This window comes from Amycolatopsis pithecellobii (genome assembly GCF_009707865.1).
GTDB lineage: Bacteria > Actinomycetota > Actinomycetes > Mycobacteriales > Pseudonocardiaceae > Amycolatopsis_E > Amycolatopsis_E pithecellobii.
The window spans coordinates 119,295-138,711 of record NZ_WMBA01000001.1 but is presented as its reverse complement, the minus strand read 5'-3'; the positions used below and the strand labels follow the sequence as shown (position 1 = coordinate 138,711).

The window sequence follows — 19,417 nt, the reverse complement described above, 5'->3', positions numbered from 1 at the left end:
CTCATTTCTCCTTCGGGGGCTCGTACTCGGCCTGGTTCAGCACCCAGCCCCGCTCGATGAAGTCGGAACGCGGCGGGGCGAACACGTCGATCAACTGGTGCCGGCCGCGGCCGACAGCACGGGTGGTGTGGACGTTTCCCGGTGGGATCAGCGTGACCGAGGGGCTGGTGACCTGGACGTGCTCGTCCGGCCGCCAGTCCCGCATACGCCTGGTCCAGGGCCGCCGGATGTGGTGGATGTAGTCACCGGCGACCGTGATCGACGCCTGCTCGAAATCGTCATGCGAGTGCGGGGAAAGCGCGTCGGTGTCCCGTGGACCGTCCTGGGGTGCGAACCAGTTGATCATCAGGGAGTCGGTCCGGTAAATCCGTCCCAGCCGCCCCGGCACCTCGGCAACATCGGCCAGTGAGACCACTCGAAGCCCACCCGGACCCGCGACGGGCGCAGGCGGCAGCGGCACAATCCGGGGATTGGCGGTCGAGTACGTCGAGTGGTTGACCGCTTTGGCGGCCACTTCGCCACGCGCGCTGAAGATCCGGACCACATACCCGGCACGGCGGACCGTCACCTCGACTTGTCCCGCGGGCGCCACAACCAGCGCCGGACCCGTCGCGACAACGCGCTCGCCACGGTAACTGGTGACGTCGACCGCGCTTCCTGCCGGCACAAGGATCGCGTGCTCGTCCGGGGCCGCGGGCTCGCGGAGCACCTCACCATCCGCTGCCCAGCTCACGACAGCGACGAAGTTCTGCCCGCGCACGTACCAGGAGTGCTGGCCCTGGTGCCGGTCGACCGCGATGTACTCGCCGTTGAGCTCGAAGAAGGCCGGTGACCATGGCACCGCCACATCGAGGTTCATCGCTGTCCCGTCCTTTCGCGGTGAGTCGTCACCGCACGTCAGTCCTGTGGCACGGCCAGCTCGGTGGCCGTGCCGATGAAGAGGTTCTGGATCCAGCGCGAGCTGATCAGCCACCGCCCGTCCCGGAGCTCGAACTCGTCGAAAACGTCGCCGACCAACACGGGCAGGGTCGACGGCCGGGGCGGCTCGCCGTCCTCGCCGAAGAGCAGCAGGACCGACACCGCGCGCACCCGTTCGGCCTCGACCTCGAGCAGGTGCAGGTTCGTCACGAGGTGCCGGGAGACCCGTGGTCCACGGGCGCTCCGTTCGGCGTAGACCTGCGCGATTTCCGCTGTGCCTTGGAATATCGCGTTGGAGAAGCGCAGTTCGGCCTCGGGAGTGAAGAACGCCGCGGCGGACGTGCCGCCCTTGTGGTCGATCTCGTACCAGAGGCCGGTCAGGATCGACATCAGCTCCGCACGCAGCCGTGGCCGGTCTTCCCCGGCACCAGCGTCCGTCCGGCGCTCGATGTCGGCCGTCATGCCGCACCTCGCCGCATGCCGCCAGCCGCTACAGATAAGGTCCAGACCATTAGCGCACCGTCCCGGTCATCGCGCGCGATGTCGTCCTCAGCGAGACGGCGCCGATCCCTTCGACCTTGACCTCGATGCGCGCCCGCGCGGGCAGCGGAATCGCCGCCGTGGCCGAGCCGGCGAGCACGATGTGCCCGGCCGCCAACGGATGGCCGTGGCGGGCCGCCAGCCTGGTCGCGGCTACCAGAGACGCCAAGGGGTCGCCGAGAATGGCTTGCGTCGAGCCCGAAGCCGCGCGATCTCCGTCGACGAAAAGCTCGACCGTGAGGTTCGACAGCCCGCCGGATTTCATCTCGTCGGTGACCTCGCGCCACTCCCCCACGGCGAAGTGACTGGCGGAAGTGTTGTCCGCGACCACATCAGCGAGGCTGAACGAGAAGTCCCGGTAACGACTGTCGATGACCTCGACCGCCGCCGCGACATGGGTGACATGGGGAAGCAGTGGCTCATCCGCAGGGACGTCATCGGCGAGCCGGAACGCGATCTCCGGTTCGACGCGCGGATGGATCAGCGAATCGTGGTCGAGTTCGGCGGCGTCCACGACACGCATCCGGTCGGTGAGCACTCCGAGGATGACATCGGACACTCCCATCTGAACGGCCTTTTCCTTGCTGGTGAAGCCAAGCTTCAGACCGACGACCCGCTCACCACGTTCGCGGCGCAGGTCGATTCCGCGCAGCAGCACGTCGTAGGCCTTGCCCAGGGTCAGCCCGATCCGCCCGGCGAACTGGTCGATCGCGCGCCCGTTCCGCCGGGCGTCGTCCAGTCCGGCGGCGAGCGCCGTCGGCTCAGTCATGGACCGCGCTCCCGCTCACGAGCGCCGCTTCAGCGAGCGTCACATCGCCGTTGGCCCAGTGGGTCGTGGGCACTTCGGTCACGATCACGCGCACCGTCGCCGGCGCAGCATCCAGCGTCGTGACCACGGCCTCGGTCACCGCACTGATCAGCCGCCGGATGCTCTCCGGCTCCCGGCCACCACGCACTTGAATCGCCACCTGAGGCACAGGCCAACTCCCTTGAATGTGATCGTTGACATCTCGCAATACGAGATCTAGTCTCGTAATATGAACAATGTAACGTCCGTCGCAAGCGGTGGCAAGCACACGGGAAGCCAGGGAGCGAATCGATGACAGAGGACGCCGCGGAGGGCGACAACGGACGGTCGGCCGGCTCGCGGATCGCCGTGATCGAGAAGGCGGTCAAGACGCTCGACGCGCTCCTGCCCGTCACCGGCGGGCTGACCCCCACCGAGGTCGCCGCCGCGATCGGCACCAACCGGAGCACCGCGTTCCGGCTCCTCACCTCACTCGAGGTGACAGGGCTGCTGTCGCGCGACGCCTCAACGGGCAAATACCACCTCGGCATGAAATTGCTGCAGTACGGCGCCGCCGTCCGGAGCGGAATGAGCATCATCAAAATCGCCGAGCCCACACTGATGAACCTGAGGGACGAGATCCGGCAAAGCGTCCTGCTCGCGATTCGAGAGGGATGGGGGGCGCGGTGTCTTTTCCGGATTCCCGGCCCCGAGGTGGACGTACTGTCGTGGACGACGGGGGAATGGTTGCCCATGCACATCGGGGCGGCCCCCCAAGCTCTGATGAGCGCGCTCAGTGACAGCGACATCGAGCAATACCTCGCGCACAACAACGACTGGCACACCCTGCGCGGCGACCGGACCGCCGACGACGTCCGCGAAGGCGTCGCCCTGATTCGCCAACGAGGATGGGCGCTGAACCGGGCAGGCATCACTCGCGGTGTCGCGTCACTGGGAGCGGTCGTCCGCGACCGCTCCGGGGCCGCCGTCTGCGCGATCTCCGTCGCAGGACTCGAACACCACTACGACGAACCACAACTTCAGCGCACCGCGGCCACGGTCCTGGCGGCGGCGGACGAGATCAGCAAGCACCTCGAGTGATCGCCTCTGGGTCGACGGAGTACCCCACGGCCGTCTCGAGCGGACCGGACGACCCGCTCGGCAAACGCGCGAAAACGGATGGGCGTGCTTTGGGTGCCGTCGGCGAACTCTGGTTGCGCGGCCCCGAAATGTTCCTCGGTTATCTGGACAGCGAGCTCGACGAGGAGGCGTTCACGTCCGACGGCTGGGTCCGGACCGGCGACTTGGCAACGATGGACGAGGACGGCTTCGTCACGATCGCCGACAGCGGCTGGACCTCCTACGGCGCCGAAGGCGAACCATCCTGACCCCACAGATCCGGAAAGAGGACCGAACATGCCCGACAGCGAATTCCTGAAATGGGAACTCGACGACAACATCGCCACCGTCTGGCTTGCCCCCCACCGGTCAACGCATTCACGCAGGAGATGTACACGGAGGTGCGGGAGTTCTTCCAGGACATCCTCCGACGGCTGCCCGGCGCCGCGGTTGTCGTGCTCACCGGGCAGGGAAAGCATTTCTGCGCCGGGAACGACCTCGCCGAATTCCCTTCACCGAGTCCCGGCAATGCGGCCGAGCGGATGGAGAATGTGCGGAACACGTTCTGGGCCATCCGGGAGTGCCCGATTCCGGTTGTGGGCGCGGTGAACGGTGCCGCACTCGGCACCGGTCTGTGTATCGCGGCGAGTTGTGACGTGGTTGTCGCGGCGGACGGTGCGCGATTCGGGCTGCCCGAAGTCAACGTCGGAATGATGGGTGGCGCGAAGCACGCCTCGCGATTGTCCAAGTTCGGCGGTGTGCTCGAGGTGGTGTCCCACTCCGAACTACTCGATACGGCTCATCAGGTCGCCCGCCTCATGAGCCGGCACAGCCCCGTCACCCTGAAATTCGCCAAGCGGAGCCTGAACGAGATCGAATACCGGAGCCTTCGCGACGGATACACCTACGAGCAGGGCCTGTCCGGCGAACTGTCGGCCTACCGCGACGCGAAAGAAGCAGTCAACGCGGCCCTGGAGAAACGGAGCCCGATCTACAGTGGCGACTGACGCCGTGCCGGGCGCTGCCAACCAGGACAAGCCTGCCCGGCGCGGCGATGCCTTGCTCTCGTTCGGCCTGGACTCCACCCAGCTCCAGGCGCTGCACGCGTTGTTGAGCGAGCTCAGCGTCACCGCGGCGGCGGCGCGGCTGGGACGGACCCAGCCGACGTTGTCGAGGTCGTTGCGGCGACTGCGCCGGCACTTCGGCGACCCATTGCTGGAACGGACCGGCAACTCCTACCGGCTGACGGCGTTCGCGGAGCGGTTGCGTCCCCTGGCCGCGGCCGCGGTCGAGGCCGTCGACCGGACGTTCGCCGCGGAAACGACCTTCTCGCCGGAGACCTCGACCCGTTCCTTCACCATCGCGTCGTCCGATCACGGGATCGCCACGGCGGGAGCCGAGTTGTTCCGCCGGGTCCGCAGCCTTGCCCCCGGCGTGGGCCTGCGCTTCCTGCCGGTCACCACCGAACTGCTGGAACACGAGGACGAATACCTGCGGACCGTCGACGGCGTCCTGCTGCCGCACGGATATCTCACGCTCGCGTCCTCTGTGGACGTTCACACGGACCGGTGGGTATGCGTGGTCGCCGCAGACAACCAATCGGTCGGCGAAAAGCTGACAAGGCAGGATCTGGAACGGCTGCCGTGGATCGCGACCTTCACCGGACAGGCAAGCCGCCCGCCCGCCTGGCGCCAACTGGAGCTACTCGGGATCGTGCCCCGGATCGCCGCCGTCGCGGAGTCCTTCCTCGTCGTGCCCCGGCTCGTTCGCGGCACGGACGCGATCGGCGTCGTGCCCAGCCGGGTCGCGGCGGCCGAGCAGGCCGGCATCCGGGTACTGGAGTTCCCGTTCGAGATGGTGCCGCTGACCGAGGCGTTCTGGTGGCATCCGGTGCACGACCACGACCCGGGGCACCGGTGGCTGCGGGGCGTGCTGAGCGACCAGCGGGTATAGCTCCGGCGCATGCTCCCCATGCGCGATATGCCCTACGTTCCGGGCCGGGCGGAGGGCACGGTGAAGGGTGCACCCCCTGAAAGGAGCACCCTCCGGTGGATCACCCCGTCGTCGATGTCCACGCGCATATGTGGGCCGCGGACGTCGAAACGATGGCTCGCACGCTGCCAGGGCATGCCGAGCAGATCGCGCTCGGCCTGCGGCGGCTCGCAATACCACCACTGGATCACCGATCCCGGTGCGGCCCGCGAGCTTGCCCACCGCCCCGGCCGGCTCACCGGGCTCGGGATCGTGCCCCAGCAGTTTCCGAAGTGGACAGTCGAAGCGCTGGACGACGCGCTGGCCCGGGGGCTTCGCGGCATCGAGATCGCCACACAGGCATCCGATCCGGATGGTGGTCCGCCGATCGAACTGTCCGATCGCCGCTACGACGAATTGTGGGCACGTGCCGCGGAGCTCGGTGCGGTGATCTTCGTGCACCCGTGGGGATGCACGCTCGACGAGCGGCTCGCGCGCTGGTATCTGGCCAACAGCGTCGAACACGCCGTCGCCCTCTCCCATCTCATCGTCCGCGGGGTCCTGGAGCGGTTCCGCGCCGACCACGCGTGGCACGCCTGGTTTACGAGCCGGCCGCGCTGCGACGGCTCGTCGACGTGTTCGGTCCGGAACACATCCTGCTCGGCTCCGACTTCCCGTTCGACATGGGCGTGCCCGACCCCGCTGAGCGGCTGCACGCTGCCGGCCTCGGCCGCGCGGTCATCGAGGCCATCGAGGGCGGCAACGCCGCCCGCATCGGGCTCACCCCCACAAGGCAACCAACAGCTAGGGAGACCTCATGACAATCTCGACCGCGACACCGGCCGTGACCCGGCTGCGCTGGTCGTCGCCTGACCCGGCCGACCGGTTCACGGTCCACAACCCGGCCACCGGCGAGGCCATCGCCACGATCCAGGGCGCCGGCCCGGACCAGGTCGACGCCGCGGTGCGAGCCGCACATCAGGGTCAGCCGGCGTGGCGCCGCCGCTCGCCCGCCGAGCGTGGCGCCGTCCTGCGCCGGATCGCCGACACGATCCGCGACCACGCCGCGGAGATCGCCGCCATCGAGACCAGTGACAACGGCAAGCCGACGAGCCAGGCGGCGGGTTTCGACCTGGTCGCGGCTGCCACGATCTTCGACCTGTTCGCCGGGCTGATCACGACGCCGCCGAGCGCCGCGGCGAACAACGGGCCACTGCTCGACATCACGACCCTCGAGCCCTATGGCGTGATCGGGGCGATCGTGCCGTTCAACGGGCCGCCCATCCACACCGCGGGCAAGCTCGCCCCGGCACTCGCCGTCGGCAACGGCGTCGTGCTCAAACCACCGGAGCAGGCACCGCTGTCGGTGCTCCGGCTGATCGAGCTGATCACGGAGGTCGTCCCTGACGACGTGGTCCACGTCGTGGCGGGCCGCGGCCCGGTCGGCGCCGCGCTCGCCGGGCACCCGCTCGTCGGGAAGATCTCCTTCACCGGCGCCCCGGCAACCGGCGTATCCGTGCTGAAAACGGCGGCCGACAACCTCACCCCGGCGCTGCTCGAACTCGGCGGCAAGAACCCGTTCGTCGTCTTCGACGACGCCGATCTGGACTCGGTCGTGCCGTGGCTCATCGAGGGCGGCTACTTCAACCAGGGTGAGGCGTGCACCGCCGCGTCGCGCCTGCTCGTGCACGCGTCCATCTATGACGAGGTGGCCGATCGCGTGGCGCGGGCCGTGCGGAGGCTGACGGTGGGCGACGGCGCCGATCCTGCCACGCACGTCGGGCCGCTCGTGACACCCGAACAGCAACGCCGGGTGCTGGACTATCTCGACATCGGCCGTGCCGAGGGAGCGGTGCTCTTCGCGCAGGCCGAGTTGCCTGCGGACCGGCGGCTGGCCGGTGGATACCACGTGCCGCCGACACTGCTGACACAGGTCACGCCCGCGATGCGGGTGGCGAACGAGGAGATCTTCGGACCTGTGGTCACGATGATCCCGTTCAGCGGCGAGGAGGAAGCCGTCCGCATCGCCAACGGCACCCCCTTCGGACTCGTCGCGGGCGTGTTCAGCGGCGACCACGAACGCGCGCTGCGGGTCGGCAACGCGATCCGCGCGGGCCTTGTTTTCATCAACCACTACAACAGGGCCGCGGTCGGAGTTCCGTTCGGCGGGACCGGAGCCAGCGGCTACGGCCGCGAGCACGCCCGCGAGACACTGCACGAGTTCGGCTACGCCAAGAGCCTGCGCATCCCCAACGGGCTCGGGCCGATACCCCGATGGCAGCCGTCGCTCGACGTCACCACGACCCCGGACCGGAAGGAAGACCGTTGAGCACTGGGAACTGGGTGGACGTGCACGCGCACTTCACCCCGCCGACCACCGAGGAGCAGCGGCACACCGCCTTGACCGCCATGCGTGAGCTGTGTTTCCTCGCACCGCAGCCCTACCACTGGACCGTCGAAGGCGCCCTGCGGTCGATGGACCGGACAGGGGTGGCGATGCAACTGCTGAGCGCGGTGCCGCAAACCCACGACGCGCTACGCACCTCGAACGATTACGGCGCCGAACTCGTCACTGAGCACCCTGGTCGCTTCGGCCTGCTGGCTGCACTGCCCACCGACGACCCGCAAGCCGCGCTTACGGAGATCGCCAGGGCGGACTCGGCCCTGCGGCCGGACGGCTGGGCGGTGAGCACGACCTACCACGGCGTCAATCTGTCCGACCCCGCGCTGGAACCGGTATGGGATGAGCTGAACCGGCGTAGCGCGGTCGTGTTCGTGCACCCTGACACGACGAGGCGGCCCGAACTCGGCCTGCCCACCCCACTGGTGGAGGTCGCGTTCGACACGACCCGCACCGTCGTCGCCATGCTCTACCGAGGCATATTCCACCGCCACCCCGATATCCGTTTCATCCTCGCCCACTGCGGCGGCGCACTCCCGGCCCTCTCCGGACGTCTCGGCCTGCTCGGCACCCAGCCCTGGGTGCCCGACGGCGACCGGTTCACCGCAGCGCATATTGCCGAGCAGCTGAGCCACCTCTACCTCGACACCGCCGCCTCCGGCACCGACCCCAACCTCGCCGCCGCATTGACCATGGTCCCCGTCGACCACATCCTGTACGGCGGCGACGCCGGCGTCCCCTGCAGCGACGACCACACCATCGCCGCCAACATCGCCGCTCTGCGAAACTCGTCGAACATCACCCCAGCCCAGGCGGAGCTGATCGGACGACGCGCGCTCGATCTCTTCCCCACCGCCGCGCACCGCTTGGCCGGCCCGCGTAGCGGCGCAGATCGATGAGGTGATCATCGATCTGCGAGGTCGTCAGCGATCCGCGCGATCGGCGAGTGTCGTGATCGGCATGCGTGCGAGGGGGACGTGGTGCTGGCCGGCATGCGTGTCCCGGTCGCGCAGCGATCCCTGACTGAGCGGGCGGGGGAAGGAGATCTTCACAACGTTGAGCGACGGGATCCGGAAGATCTGGATCGTGCTCTCCTCCACCCGGTACAGCTCCGCGATCACGCGCTCGTTGAGGAACGACTCGTCCGCGGCGATCCGGTAGCCGTCGGCGTCGCGCAGGAACACTTCCATGGTGACCCAGAACGGGCCGGCGTTCTTGGACCGGACCTCATGCGCGAGGTCCGCGAGGGTGGTCTCAGGCATGGGTCTTCTCCTCGATCTCGATCCGGAACAGGCTCGTGGGGCTGTCGCAGTCCACGACATGGTTCAGCACGAACTCATACGCCGCGCCGCGTTCGGCCTCGGCCGGCGAGGACGGGAAGGCGAGGCTCGGCAGGTAGTCCATCGCCGGTGCCGGCAGGTGCAGCATCATCGGGTTGGCGACCTTCGCGACCGCCGTGGCGGTCGCCTGGTCGGACGCGTTGACGAGCAACATCACCCCTACCTCGCGGGGCGGCCCGCTCTCGGGCTCGAGGTCGTCGAGGACCGCGTTGTGGCCGTAGAGGCGGAGGTCGAAGGCGTATTCGTCGGCAGCCAGCCCCAGCGTCTGGCCCACCCGCTGCGCGAGCATCGTGCGCATCAGGTCCGCCCAGGCGTCGATATCGGCGAGAATGAGCGGGTCCCGGATCGCCGTGAACGACATCGTCTCGTAGCCCGTGATCCGGGCGCCCTCCAGCTTGATGGTGTATTGATCGGCGACGTGGAACTTCGACCCTTCGACCCGGACGATCCGGTCGTCGACGGCGATGTACTGGGCGTCGCGGACGTCGAGGGTGCCGTCGGGCTCTCGCATCTCGAACGGATTCACGGTCTCGTAGAGCATGTGGGCGGCCACCAGGATCGGCGTGCACGCCGCCGTGGGATCGAGGGGCTCGATGGTGAAGCCCTCGGCATCGATGGTGGCGAGGACCCCACCCGCGCGCGGATTGCTGGTGCATTGGCCGCCGCACTCGATGATCTTCGAGGCATGCCACGTGGGCCCCGGCGGCATCCCCTTCATGAGCGGATAGGCGGCCGCGACCGCCGTGTCGGTGGCACGGCCGGCGAGCACGACCTGGGCGCCCGCACGCAGCGCCTCGACGATCGGCTCGTGGCCCATCGCGCCGACGATGTGAGTACAGCTTTCGATGGTCTCCGCCCGCAGCTCCCCCAACGGCGGCAGCGGGTGGATCCGGCCGGCGTTGAGACACTCCTTCAGCTCAGCGGCGTTCTGCTCGCTGTAGATCTTCGCGACCGTCAGATCCAGGCCTTCCTCGGCCATCACCTCGGCGGCGATACCGGCAACCCAGTCGACGCCGCTGTCGGTCCCGCTCGTGCCACACGAGCCCACGATCACGGGTATGCCCGCGCCGGAGGCCGCCGTCAGCAGGCTGCGCAGGTCGCGCGCCACCGCCTTGGCCGCTGTCTTGGGGGTCGCCGAGCCGAGGTAATAGGGACCGGAGTCCGTGGATCCGGCATCGATGCTGATCACGTCGGCGCCCAGTGCGATGCCGCGCTCGACCGTCGCGTGGTCCCAGCCGGCGCCGAGCATTCCGCCCGGCGACAGGACCCGGACGGACTTCACCGGTTCGTTGTGCATGTTCCTCATTTCTCTTCGTGAGCGGTGACCCGATTGGCATTCACCGCGTGCCGCGGCCGGCCGGCGAGGGCCGCCAGCAGTTCCTCGGCTCCTTGGCGACCGGCGGCGGCGCGCGCCTCGGCGGTCTGCCCGGCCAGATGGGAATAGACGACGATGCCGTCCACGCCGCGCAGCGGGCTGCTGAGTGGTAGCGGCTCGTCACTGACGACGTCGAGTGCGGCGCCCGCGATCTCTCCCGCCCGCACGGCCGAGACCAGCGCGTCCTCCTCGACGATGGGTCCGCGAGCGGTGTTGACCAGCAGCGCCGTCGGCTTCATCTGTTTGAACGCCGACTCGTCGAAGAGACCGCGGGTCCGTTCGGTGAGCGACGTGTGCACCGAGACGTAGTCGGAAATGGCGAGCAGCTCGGGCAGATCCACGAAGCGGACCGCGGGGTCGCTCCGCAGCCGTCCCGGCACGCCAGTGGTACAGACCACGGTCAGGCCGAAGGCTCGAGCCAACGGCACCACCGCCCGTGCCGAGGCCCCATAACCGACGAGCCCGAGTGTCGACCCGCGTAGCTCATGCCCGTCTTCACGAGGCCAGGCCCCTCGCGAAACACCTTGCGCGGATTGCACAAGACGCCGGGCCCCCGCGAGCATCAAACCGATCGTGTACTCGGCCACCGCGTTGGCGTTGATGCCGGGCAGGTTGCTCACGCTGATCCCCAGGCGGGTCGCGGCGGCGACGTCGATCGAGTCGTAGCCCACGCCCGTCCGCACGATGACCCGCAGCTTCGGTGCGCGGGCGAGGACATCGGCCGTCAAGGGTTCATTGGCCACCAAAGCAGCGTCGATCCCGGCAAGGGCTTCGGCGAGTTGATCGGGGTCGCGCCGGCCCACCATGGGCAGGTGCTCGGTCGACAGCCCGGAACGTCTCAGCAACTGATCGACTTCGTCGCCAGGGCGGAGGTAGTCGGTGGTGATCAGGACTCGATGCATGTCTTTCCCTCTGGTGGTTGTCACCGCGCGCGGCTCGCGGAGGACTTGCGCTGCAATGCACTGACGCGGGCGACCGCCACTCGCCCACCCGACGGTGTACAGACCGGTCCAGGTCCCGGCCACCCGGTCGGACGGGACGAGGTTCCACAGCACCACGACCCCGTTGACCAGAATGCGGACGCTCCCGCGGTAGCCACACACGGCGCGACGACTGCGCTCGATCTGATCGTCGTCGACGGTGACCGCGCACTCGATGGTCGGTCGCCGCCGCGAGCCGGTCCCACCGGACCTCCAGGCCGATCGGGTCGGAGACCGGTGAAGTCATGGCGCCGTGGTCGCTTCCGGGTGGGTACCGGGCTGCCATGAATCTCCGGCGGCGATCTCGGCCGCAATCGCCTTGCCCAGGCCTTCGGTCGTGCCGCTGCCGCCGAGGTCGGGAGTGAGCACTTCCGGCTGCCCGTCGAGGACGCTTTCGATCGCCGCCACGACATGCGCGGCCGCGGCCGGCTCCCCGAGGTGGTCGAGCATCATCGCGCCACTCCAGATCTGCCCCACCGGGTTGGCGATCCCGCGCCCGGCGATGTCGGGGGCCGACCCGTGCACCGGCTCGAACAGGCTTGGCCACGTGCGGTCCGGGTTGATGTTGGCACTCGGGGCGATCCCGATGGTTCCGGTGCATGCCGGGCCGAGGTCGGAAAGGATGTCGCCGAACAGGTTGCTCGCGACGACGACGTCGTACTGCTCGGGCCGCAGGACGAATTTGGCCGTGAGAATGTCGATGTGGTCCTTGTCCACGGCCACCTCTGGGTACTGCTGTGCCATCGCGACCGCGCGCTCGTCCCAGTAGGGCATCGAGACGGAGATACCGTTGCTCTTCGTCGCCCACGTCAGGTGCTTGCGCGGGCGGGCGGCGGCGAGGTCGAACGCGTATCGCAGCACGCGGTCCACTCCGGTCCGGGTCATCACGGTCTCCTGCAGCACCGTCTCACGGTCGCTGCCGTCGAAGATCCGGCCGCCGATGCTGGAGTACTCGCCCTCGGTGTTCTCGCGGACGACGAGGAAGTCGATGTCACCAGGCCCGTGGTCGCGCAGCGGGCTGCGGACTCCGCGAAGCAGCCGGACCGGCCGCAGGCTGACGTACTGGTCGAACCCGCGGCGGAACTGCAGCAGGCTGCCCCACAGCGACACGTGGTCAGGAACCACCTCGGGCCACCCGACCGCGCCGAAGAAGATCGCGTCGAAGCCGGCGAGCACATCACGCCAATCCGGAGGCAGCATTTCGCCGTATCTCGCCCAGTAGTCGGCACAGGCGAATCCGAATTCGGCTGTCTCGAGCGCAAAACCGTGGGTCTCAGCGGCGGCCTGCAGGCATCTGAGCCCTTCCGGGACGACTTCACGACCGATGCCATCGCCCGGGATGGCCGCGATGCGGTAACGGTGGGACACCGGACACTCCTCTGCCTCTTCGGGTAGGCACGCGCCCGGTCTGGCGGGTAAGCGCGCGCCTCCACCTTGATCGACAGCGAACGCCGCAACAAGAGGGCCCGGGGCAACATATCCTTTCGCTCATGGAAAGCAACGAACTTGACGCTTGCCCCGGTGTGACGCGATGACCACCTCGATCGACGACCTCCGCTTCTTCCAAGTGGTCGCCGCCAGCGAGACGCTCACGGCGGCCGCCCGTGAGCTGGAATGCTCGCTGCCGGTCGTCAGCAAGCGCCTCAGCGCCCTGGAACGCCGGCTCGACGCACGCTTGGTGCGCCGCGGCACGCGCCGGCTCGCGCTGACCTCTGAGGGAGAGTTGTACGCCGCGCGCGTGGAGTCGATCCTCGACCAGGTCCGCGAACTCGAAGACCTGATCACCCACCGATCCGGCGACCTGCGGGGATCCATCGTGGTTCAGGCGACTCTCGGCCTCGGACGCGCACACGTCGCGCCGCTCCTCGGCGAGTTCACCGCTCTGCATCCACAGCTGAGCATTCAGCTCCGCACCACACCCCTCCCCCTGCGCCCGCACCGGCGCGAGTTCGACATGGCCGTCCACGTCGGAACGCCGCCGGACTCATCGCTGCGGATGCGGCGGCTGGCGAAGAACCGCCGGGTCCCGTGCGCCGCGCCGTCCTATGTGGAACTGCGAGGGATGCCCGAGCGGATCGAGGACCTGACCGGCCACGACTGCATCGTGCTCCGCGAGAACGAGGGGGAATTCGCACTGTGGCGCTTCGGAGACGCCCGTAACCCTCGTCAGGTGCGTGTGCGCGGCCGCCTGTCGAGCAACGACGGGGACGTCGTGACCGACTGGGCGCTGCAGGGCCGTGGCGTGATCATGCGCTCGGAATGGCAGGTCCGGCCCCACCTCGAGAGCGGCGCCCTGGTGCGCGTGCTGCCTGACGTGCCGACACCGCCCGCCGACATCTACGCACTCCTGTCCGACGATGTCCACATCCCTCGGCGGATCAGCGAGTTGATCAAGCATCTGGCCGCACGATTACCGGACCGTATTGCCCGCTCCCAGTAGCCGCACCTTTCTCCTCGCGAAAGGGTTACTTTCCGGGGTGCTGCTATGGCAGCCGGTACGGTGCCGAGGTGACCATCGACCCTCTCTCGAAACTGCGGAGCGACACGCTTGCCGATCGCACGTACAAGGCCATCCGCAACGCGATCGTGACCGGGGCGATCCGCGCCGGCGAAAAGGTCACCGAATGTGGCCTGGCCGCGCAGCTCTCGGTCGGCCCGACCCCGGTCCGCGAGGCGATCAGACGGCTGGAGCAGGACGGTCTCAGGTCCGCAAGGGGCCGCGCACGGTGACGGTCTCGAAGATCAGCGACACGGCACTGCAGGACCTCGTCGGAGTAGAAGTCGGCCTGCGCGGGATAGTCGCCCGGTTCGCGGCTCGACACGCGACCCCGGACCAGCTCGACTGCCTCGACGCGATCCTGGACGAGGCTGACGATCTCCTGATCCTTGTCGTCCAGCGGACGCGGGACGGGCATATTCCGCAGGGGCACCTCAATCAGCTGCTGGACACGATGCAGCGGTTCAACGACACACTGGAGGCGTGCGCGGGAAACCCCGTGCTGTCCCGGCTACTGGACCAGGCTCGGGTGTTCTCCAAGGCCGAACGCCGGACCCGCCAACTCGAACGGATCGCACAGGACACCACCTTCGGGCTGAACCGCTACTCCAGCCATCGGGCACTGGTCCGCGCTCTCCGCGCGCGTGATTCAGCTGCCGCCGAAGCCATCCTCATCGAGGATGCCCGCGGCGGGCTGAACGATCTCCTCCACGCACCGCGATCCGCCAAGGACCTGGGGACACCGTGATGCCCTTCGACGGCCGGCTTGACTGGCATGAAGCCACGATCTCAACTGGCGACGCGGACGGGATTCGCGTCCGCGCCCGGGATGGCCGATGCGATCGACTTACCGGCACTCATGATCGCAGGCGGGTCGAATACCTGCTTGACGCCGGCTAGACGTATCACCAGCGCATCGCCCAGGAGAAGCGCGCGCTGATCGTGACGGCCGCGACCGCACTGTTTCTCGAGTTGGGCTACGACCGGACGTCGCGGATCGCGGATCGCGGAGCGCTCGGGCGTTTCGCGGGCCACCTTGTTCAAGCAGTTTCCGAGCAAAGCTGCCCTCAGCATCATCGGTCGCCGTTACGCCGAGCTGCTGGGCCGTGCCCAGATGAGTCCGTACGCAGCCACCGCGACGGCACCAGGGACGTTCCACCAACGACTGAGCCCCGCCGCCACCAAAGGAGCCCATGCCTACGCAATCGAGGCCATCGGCACCAAGGGCGTTCGCGGTGTGGGGTGCCGGCCGGCTGGCGAGTGGGTGGTAGAGACAGGCTCCACTCTGGTACGCACGACACATCTACGACCGTGCGCGCAGCACCAAAAAGCCGCGCACGCAGTCAATGGCCTGACTGATACCGACGCGATACCGTGGGCGTCGACGACCAATGCCGTGGAGGCTGAAGGACCGCGTCTCGCTTGTCGGTCAAGGACGACGCCGCCTGGAATTCCAGCAGCGCGCTGTACTTGCCAACCAGCCTCATCGACCCGTTCGAGCAATCACCAATCGCCACTGGACACACGGGAGTTTGCCAGATGACCTACATCAACGCTGTCGGTGACACCACTGGCGAAGTCGAACCGGTTTGGCGGCTGCCGGAAGCAATGTACAAGCTGCGGCCAGACGCGGCCCGCGAGCTCGACGGGGTGAACGAAGTTGCCTGGAACACGATCGATCCTGCGCTGCTCGAGTTGATCCGGTTGCGCATGGCGTGGCTGATCGGCGCCCAGGATGGCGGCGGTGACCACACTCATGTCGCTCACACACGCCGCATCGGTCTGCCTGAGCACAAAGTTCGCGATCTGGCATCGTACTCAACCTCGGCGGAGTTCTCGAACGTTGAACGCGACTGCCTGGCCTTCGCTGAGCAGTTCGTCATGGACGTCAGCCAAACCTCAACCGAGATGCGCGACACCCTGGCCGGACATTTTGGGCAGGATTTAGTAAATGATTTCGTCACAGCAGTCTACGTCGTTGAGTTCACCCAGCGGTTGCAGCTGGTCTCCCGCGCCCTTTTTGCGTCCACCACCGGCGAGGCGCCCCCGGGTCAAGACACTACGAATACTTCCCCCCGGACTGGCTCATTACAAGAATTGCTCGACGAATACCAGTCGGCGGTGATGCGCGGCGAGGCACTGGATCCGATCACGACGGAACTGGTCCGGCTGCGTTGCGCCCGGACACACCGGTGCCGTATCTGTCAAACTCTGCGCATGGCTGATGCGAAGGAAGCCGGCGCCGATGACGCGATGACAGCTAAGATCGACTTCTATGAGAAAAGCGATCTCCCTGAGCAGTACAAGGTAGCGCTGCGGATCACGGACGCGTTTATCATCCGGCCCGACACGATGGATGACATCGTCGTCGAGCAAGCGCACTCCCATTTCAGCTCGGCACAACTCGCTGAGCTGTGCCTGGATATCACTAAGTGGAGTACCCAAAAGATTCATGTGGCACAAGGACTGGATGGCGTCGAAGACGCGGCCCAGCGTCAGGGTCGAGCAGCGTTGCCAACAGACGAGGCCGGGGTCGCCATATTCCACTTCGATGGTGACGGCCAGTTCGGTTTCGGCAACGCCAATCAGCGAGCAGGCACCCAAGCGGGCTGAGTACCACCAACGACTACGTTGACAATCCGCGAGGAGTCCGGGCAGAAGTGACAGCACAGGACGCTGCCAGCACGACAAGCGACATTCGTGATGTGATCATCATCGGCTCGGGGCCGGCAGGGTATACCGCCGCGGTCTATACGGCACGCGCGCAACTGCGGCCCCTGGTGTTCGAAGGGTCGGTCACCGCTGGCGGCGCGCTGATGACCACGACCGAGGTGGAGAATTATCCCGGGTTCCGCGACGGCATAGACGGCCCGGCCCTCATGGCCGAAATGCGGGCCCAGGCCGAACGTTTCGGCGCGGATCTGGCTCCGGCGGACATCGTGTCCGTGGACCTCACCGGCCCGGTCAAGAAGGTCATCGACGGCGCGGGTACCGAGCACACGGCCCGCTCAGTCATCCTGGCAACAGGTTCCGCTCATCAGCAGCTCGGACTTCCGGGAGAGGCACGGCTTTCCGGGCGCGGGGTTTCGTGGTGCGCGACATGCGACGGATTCTTCTTCCGCGACCAGCCTGTCGCGGTGGTCGGTGGCGGGGACACGGCGATCGAGGAAGCCACGTTTCTCACCCGGTTCGCGACCAAGGTCTTCCTCGTACACCGGCGGAAGGAGCTGCGCGCATCGAAGATCATGCAAGCGCGTGCGTTCGCCGATCCCAAGCTGGAGATCATCTGGAACGCGCAGGTAACCGCCGTCAATGGCGACGACAGGCTCTCAGCGGTGACACTCACCGACACACTGACCCGGACCAGCAGGGAACTGCCGGTCGCCGGGCTCTTCGTGGCCATCGGGCATGTCCCTCGGTCCACGTTGGTAGCCGGCCAGGTTCGGCTCAACGAAAACGGCTACGTCTTGGTGGACCACCCGACCACGATGACGAATCTGCCCGGTGTCTTCGCGTGCGGGGACGTGGTCGACCACCGTTACCGTCAGGCGATCACCGCCGCGGGCACCGGTTGCGCCGCGGCGCTCGACGCGGAGCGCTATCTGGCCGCACTCGGCGACAATTGACGGCCAACTGCTCAAGGAAAAGTAGACAGGGCCTCTGCTCGTGAGCAGAGGCCCTGTCGCACCGGAATCAGGACAAACTCAGAACTTTCGCAGACCCGCTTCGATCAGCAACGGCCTGATTGTCTCGTCGTAGCGCGCGACACCTTCGTCATAGTCGGGGAACGAGACCGCCATCCCCGCCATCCCGCCCTCCGCCATGACCTTGATTCCCTCGAACACCTGCTCCGCGGTACCCACTAGCGGGAATCCCCAATTGCCTCCGGCGGTCTGCTGATACATGTGCTCGCGGGCGACCACGTCGACGCTGTGCATCTTGCCCATGGACATCTCGGTCAAGGTCTCGGTCGAGAGACGGTCGAGTTTGTCCTCGACAAGATACTTGAACTGCTTCTTCGCGTCGGCCTCGGTATCGCCGCACACGATGTATCCGTGCCCGCAGAACTTCAAACCCGGGTTGCCCGCCTCGGTCGCGGTCGCCTTGGCCTTCGCCAGTATGGCGGGAAACTCCTCGAGGCTGGGGTAGATTCCGAAGTTGACGTCCGCGTACTTCGACGCGAACGCCATACCGGCCCCGCTGGAACCCGCGCTCATGATCACGGGACGCGGCCGTTGCAGCGGTTTCGGCTGCGATACGACATTTTCGCCGTGCAGGAAGTGGCCGTGGAAGTCGAACGGCTCGTCAGACTCGAAGATCTTCAGCAGGAAGTCCATCCACTCCGCGGCGTACTCGTACCGCTTGTCGTGCTCGATCTCGGGCAGGCCGAACATCCCGAACTCGCTCTGGTTCCACCCGGCGACCACGTTCAGCGCCAGCCTGCCCGACGCGATGTGGTCCACGGTGGCGGCCATCTTGGCGACCATCACCGGATGAAACAGCGGGATGTGCACAGTGGAGAAGAACTGGATCCGTTCGGTTACGGCCGCTAGCCCGGCGGCGAACGTAATCGCGTCCCACATCCGGTCGTACTGCGGACGGGATTGTGCCCAATTCTTCCAGTGCGCGATGGACAGGATCGCGTCGAGGCCGGCCTTTTCCGCTGCCTTGGCGATGCGAACGGTCTCGTCCCAGGTGATCTGCAGTGTCCCCTCGCCGTGGGTGAGGGTGGTGCCGCGCGCGGTGTTCAGCGACAGCAACACGAGTTTGAACTTGTTGATGTCGTTGAGAATGGGAGTGTCCTTCGGAGACACCACGGGGTCGACCACATCGCCGGCCGCGGGCACGGCTGATTGAGGCGCTTGGGTCATCAGTTCACGCTCCTGAGGGTAGAGGGGTTTGAGTCCGGTGCGTATGCACCCTGCGTCGTGGCGAACCCGTTCGCGCGGCGGATCGCGTCGAGGAAGGTGCGGCCCGTTCAGGACGCCTGATCCTGACCGCATAGCGATGCTAGGGCGGCTCAAGCGCTCGAACCATTGGTTCGGCGCGCGGTTTCCTGGGTGTGTGCGCGACGGCGGCCCGGCGCGCGACCGCAGGGCATGGCGTGGGCGCAGCCGGGGAACGGAGGAGGCGACCGGGCTCGCGCAGGCACTGACGTACGCGAGGACATCGCCCTGGTGCAGGACATCCGGGCGGCCTTCGACCCGGACCCCGCGATCCGGCTGGATGCGAACTCGGGCTACTGCCTTGCCGACGCCCTTCGGCGCTGCGCCGCGAAGTGTTCCGCCGGTCATGGGCCGGGATCCTCGCCGACCCCATCGAGGATTCGGCGACGTCCGCCCGGCGTGGGCTTCCGGACCCGAACAGGATCTGTGAGGTGCGGCGCGCTTCGGCGTCCGGTACCCCTCCTGACGTCGGCACAGAATCGCACGCTGCACCAGGGATCGGGGCGCGCAGCCGATGGCGCGGGTGTCCCGCTGGGCCATAGC

The 19,417-nt window shown here is 67.4% G+C and carries 21 protein-coding genes and 1 pseudogene; 12 read left to right on the top strand and 10 right to left on the bottom strand.

The window, feature by feature from the left end; all coding sequences use genetic code 11:
• Nucleotide 1: 1 nt before the first annotated feature.
• Genes GKO32_RS00660 through GKO32_RS00645 form a run of 4 tightly spaced genes read right to left on the bottom strand, consistent with a single transcriptional unit; the run spans nt 2 to nt 2,435 of the window.
• A complete protein-coding gene (locus GKO32_RS00660; protein ID WP_154754754.1) occupies nt 2–859 on the bottom strand; it encodes a cupin domain-containing protein in 858 nt (285 codons plus the stop codon).
• Nucleotides 860–897: 38 nt separating this feature from the next.
• Complete coding sequence (locus GKO32_RS00655) at nt 898–1,380, bottom strand: nuclear transport factor 2 family protein (protein WP_154754753.1); 483 nt, start codon at nt 1,378–1,380, stop codon at nt 898–900.
• Nucleotides 1,381–1,429: 49 nt separating this feature from the next.
• The gene (locus GKO32_RS00650; RefSeq protein ID WP_154754752.1) at nt 1,430–2,227 is read right to left on the bottom strand and encodes a 2-keto-4-pentenoate hydratase; all 798 of its coding nucleotides are present in this window, start codon (nt 2,225–2,227) and stop codon (nt 1,430–1,432) included.
• Nucleotides 2,220–2,435, bottom strand: a complete 216-nt coding sequence (locus GKO32_RS00645) for a tautomerase family protein (protein WP_312867379.1) — start codon at nt 2,433–2,435, stop codon at nt 2,220–2,222. The genes GKO32_RS00650 and GKO32_RS00645 overlap by 8 nt, the downstream gene beginning before the upstream one ends.
• A gap of 122 nt (nt 2,436–2,557) precedes the next feature.
• Between GKO32_RS00645 and GKO32_RS00640 the strand changes: the two genes are divergently transcribed.
• From GKO32_RS00640 to GKO32_RS00610, 7 genes and pseudogenes are all read left to right on the top strand, one after another.
• A complete protein-coding gene (locus tag GKO32_RS00640; RefSeq protein WP_154754751.1) occupies nt 2,558–3,346 on the top strand; it encodes an IclR family transcriptional regulator in 789 nt (262 codons plus the stop codon).
• Nucleotides 3,343–3,633 (top strand): AMP-binding protein, encoded by a 291-nt coding sequence (locus GKO32_RS38640; protein ID WP_208024224.1) that lies wholly within the window; start codon nt 3,343–3,345, stop codon nt 3,631–3,633. The genes GKO32_RS00640 and GKO32_RS38640 overlap by 4 nt, the downstream gene beginning before the upstream one ends.
• 120 nt (nt 3,634–3,753) lie before the next feature.
• Complete coding sequence (locus tag GKO32_RS00630; RefSeq protein WP_208024223.1) at nt 3,754–4,371, top strand: enoyl-CoA hydratase-related protein; 618 nt, start codon at nt 3,754–3,756, stop codon at nt 4,369–4,371.
• The gene (locus tag GKO32_RS00625) at nt 4,361–5,317 is read left to right on the top strand and encodes a LysR family transcriptional regulator (protein ID WP_312867378.1); all 957 of its coding nucleotides are present in this window, start codon (nt 4,361–4,363) and stop codon (nt 5,315–5,317) included. The genes GKO32_RS00630 and GKO32_RS00625 overlap by 11 nt, the downstream gene beginning before the upstream one ends.
• Before the next feature lie 9 nt (nt 5,318–5,326).
• Nucleotides 5,327–6,156: pseudogene (locus tag GKO32_RS38635) on the top strand (amidohydrolase family protein).
• Nucleotides 6,153–7,664, top strand: a complete 1,512-nt coding sequence (locus tag GKO32_RS00615) for an aldehyde dehydrogenase family protein (protein ID WP_154754750.1) — start codon at nt 6,153–6,155, stop codon at nt 7,662–7,664. Before GKO32_RS38635 ends, GKO32_RS00615 begins: the two are co-directional and overlap by 4 nt.
• A complete protein-coding gene (locus GKO32_RS00610) occupies nt 7,661–8,635 on the top strand; it encodes an amidohydrolase family protein (protein WP_246242971.1) in 975 nt (324 codons plus the stop codon). The genes GKO32_RS00615 and GKO32_RS00610 overlap by 4 nt, the downstream gene beginning before the upstream one ends.
• 24 nt (nt 8,636–8,659) lie before the next feature.
• Here the strand turns inward: GKO32_RS00610 and GKO32_RS00605 are convergent, their stop codons facing one another.
• The 4 genes from GKO32_RS00605 to GKO32_RS00590 all read right to left on the bottom strand — a co-directional run bounded on the left by GKO32_RS00605 (nt 8,660) and on the right by GKO32_RS00590 (nt 12,799).
• The gene (locus GKO32_RS00605; protein WP_154754748.1) at nt 8,660–8,998 is read right to left on the bottom strand and encodes a DUF4387 domain-containing protein; all 339 of its coding nucleotides are present in this window, start codon (nt 8,996–8,998) and stop codon (nt 8,660–8,662) included.
• Nucleotides 8,991–10,373, bottom strand: a complete 1,383-nt coding sequence (locus GKO32_RS00600; RefSeq protein ID WP_154754747.1) for an acyclic terpene utilization AtuA family protein — start codon at nt 10,371–10,373, stop codon at nt 8,991–8,993. Before GKO32_RS00600 ends, GKO32_RS00605 begins: the two co-directional genes overlap by 8 nt.
• A 5-nt stretch (nt 10,374–10,378) precedes the next feature.
• The gene (locus tag GKO32_RS00595; protein ID WP_154754746.1) at nt 10,379–11,353 is read right to left on the bottom strand and encodes a phosphoglycerate dehydrogenase; all 975 of its coding nucleotides are present in this window, start codon (nt 11,351–11,353) and stop codon (nt 10,379–10,381) included.
• A 321-nt stretch (nt 11,354–11,674) separates the two neighbouring features.
• The gene (locus GKO32_RS00590) at nt 11,675–12,799 is read right to left on the bottom strand and encodes a tartrate dehydrogenase (protein ID WP_312867377.1); all 1,125 of its coding nucleotides are present in this window, start codon (nt 12,797–12,799) and stop codon (nt 11,675–11,677) included.
• Between the two features lie 163 nt (nt 12,800–12,962).
• On the opposite strand from GKO32_RS00590, the gene GKO32_RS00585 reads away from it, so the two are divergent.
• The 3 genes from GKO32_RS00585 (at nt 12,963) to GKO32_RS00580 (ending at nt 14,676) form a co-directional block, all read left to right on the top strand.
• Nucleotides 12,963–13,871, top strand: a complete 909-nt coding sequence (locus GKO32_RS00585) for a LysR substrate-binding domain-containing protein (protein ID WP_154754745.1) — start codon at nt 12,963–12,965, stop codon at nt 13,869–13,871.
• 68 nt (nt 13,872–13,939) lie between these two features.
• Entirely contained in the window at nt 13,940–14,161 is a 222-nt protein-coding gene (locus GKO32_RS38630; protein WP_312867376.1) for a GntR family transcriptional regulator, read from the top strand.
• A complete protein-coding gene (locus tag GKO32_RS00580; protein WP_312867375.1) occupies nt 14,158–14,676 on the top strand; it encodes an FCD domain-containing protein in 519 nt (172 codons plus the stop codon). Before GKO32_RS38630 ends, GKO32_RS00580 begins: the two co-directional genes overlap by 4 nt.
• Before the next feature lie 41 nt (nt 14,677–14,717).
• Here GKO32_RS00580 and GKO32_RS38625 read toward each other — a convergent pair whose 3' ends face one another.
• On the bottom strand, nt 14,718–14,972 hold the full coding sequence (locus GKO32_RS38625; RefSeq protein ID WP_246242969.1) for a hypothetical protein: 255 nt from the start codon (nt 14,970–14,972) through the stop codon (nt 14,718–14,720).
• A gap of 378 nt (nt 14,973–15,350) precedes the next feature.
• Here GKO32_RS38625 and GKO32_RS00570 point away from each other — a divergent pair, with 378 nt between their 5' ends.
• Together GKO32_RS00570 and trxB are read left to right on the top strand one after the other, a co-directional pair.
• Nucleotides 15,351–16,541 carry a carboxymuconolactone decarboxylase family protein gene (locus tag GKO32_RS00570; RefSeq protein ID WP_154754744.1) on the top strand — a complete coding sequence of 397 codons (1,191 nt, stop codon included), beginning with the start codon at nt 15,351–15,353 and terminating at the stop codon, nt 16,539–16,541.
• Nucleotides 16,542–16,588: 47 nt separating this feature from the next.
• Entirely contained in the window at nt 16,589–17,554 is a 966-nt protein-coding gene (gene trxB, locus GKO32_RS00565) for a thioredoxin-disulfide reductase (RefSeq protein WP_312867374.1), read from the top strand.
• 78 nt (nt 17,555–17,632) lie between these two features.
• Here trxB and GKO32_RS37835 read toward each other — a convergent pair whose 3' ends face one another.
• Nucleotides 17,633–18,799 carry an LLM class flavin-dependent oxidoreductase gene (locus tag GKO32_RS37835; protein ID WP_166459301.1) on the bottom strand — a complete coding sequence of 389 codons (1,167 nt, stop codon included), beginning with the start codon at nt 18,797–18,799 and terminating at the stop codon, nt 17,633–17,635.
• Between the last annotated feature and the right edge of the window lie 618 nt (nt 18,800–19,417).